1 protein-coding gene is annotated in these 1,492 nt (G+C 35.8%); it reads left to right on the forward strand.

Features of this window, described 5'->3' with window-relative positions; translation table 11 throughout:
• Positions 1-166: 166 nt before the first annotated feature.
• On the forward strand, positions 167-1,492 hold a 1,326-nt coding region (locus NE544_RS11950), incomplete at its 3' end, for a transposase (RefSeq protein WP_256269491.1).

Genomic DNA, 1,492 nt, shown 5'->3' on the forward strand with positions numbered 1-1,492 from the left:
ACCCGTCTTTAGAGGTTTGCACCATGAATGTTTAGAGGCTATTCTGAGAAAAAGTTGAGATTCTCCAGTATTTATCGTTGTTTTTTGTGCTTTAAATTTATTTTATTTTTTTTATTTATTTGGTATAATTATGGTGTAAATGTGTAATGTTTGGAGGACACTTTCTATGGCCTATTTTCTTAAAAAAACAAAACGAAATGACAGACTTTATCTTTCCATCTATGAGAGTTTTTATTCTCCGGAAACTAAGAACACTCGACATAAAAGTTTTCGTAAAATCGGTTTCGTTGATGCTCTTATCGAACAGGGTATAGATGATCCAATCTCTCATTTTCAGAAAGAAGTCAATGAACTGAATTCTAAACGGGAGACAGAAAAGTGTCGCATCAACTTTCAACAGATTTCCGACATTTCACCAGAACTATGTCTGGGTTATGTACCAATTGCGAAAATCTTGAACATGCTGGATGTAAAAGAACATTTTGGGTATTTAAGTTCTTCAAGAAAATTCGAGTTCGATGTATATGATGTTTTTTCCGCTCTTGTATATGCTCGTGTCGTTGCGCCTTTATCCAAACATCAGACTTTTCATGATATTCTTCCAAAGCTATATGTTCAAAAAAACTTCAGTTATGATCAACTCCTAGAGGGCTTGGAATTCATGGGCGAAGAATATGAGAAACTTGTTGAAATACTGACCGTTGCGACTGATGACAATTTTATTCTGGATTCCAGCCGTTCTTATTTTGATTGTACAAACTATTACTTTGAAATCGATAAGGAATCTACTCTTCAAAAAAGAGGTCCTTCCAAAGAAAATCGAAAGGACCCTATTGTGGGAATGGGCCTTCTTTTAGACGCACAGATGTTACCAGTCGGCATGAAGATATTCCCAGGCAATGAATCTGAAAAGCCGGTCATGCGTGATCTAATCCACGATTTGAAATCAAGAAACAATATCAAGGGCCGTACCATCCAAATTGCTGATAAAGGCCTTAACTGTGCTAAAAATATTATTGAAGCTATTGATAATGGAGATGGCTATCTGTTTTCGAAATCTGTAAAAACCCTTCCTGAAAGAGAAAGACAATGGGTTCTTCTTGATGACGGATTCGAAACAGTGTTTGATCAGAACGGAGAACCCGTTTATAAAATCAAGGAATGCATCGATACGTTTACCTATTCATACAAGAATGATTACGGGAATGTCATAACTCGTAATATAAAAGAAAAAAGAACAGTTACCTATAACTTCAGTCTCGCGAAGAAGAAACTGATGGAAATCAATAGAATGATTGAAAAAGCCAAGGCACACCGTGCATGCCAGGCCAAAAAAGAAGAATATGGTGAATCATCAAAATATATGCAGTTTCTAGATGATCAGGGGAAAAGTATAAAACCCCAGCTAAATCAAAAAGCTATAGACAAAGACAAAGAACTAGCCGGATATAATATGCTCGTAACATCTGAAATCAATATGTCATCAAAAGAC

The sequence above is a fragment of the Holdemanella sp. MSK.7.32 genome (genome assembly GCF_024460475.1).
Taxonomy (GTDB): domain Bacteria; phylum Bacillota_I; class Bacilli_A; order Erysipelotrichales; family Erysipelotrichaceae; genus Holdemanella.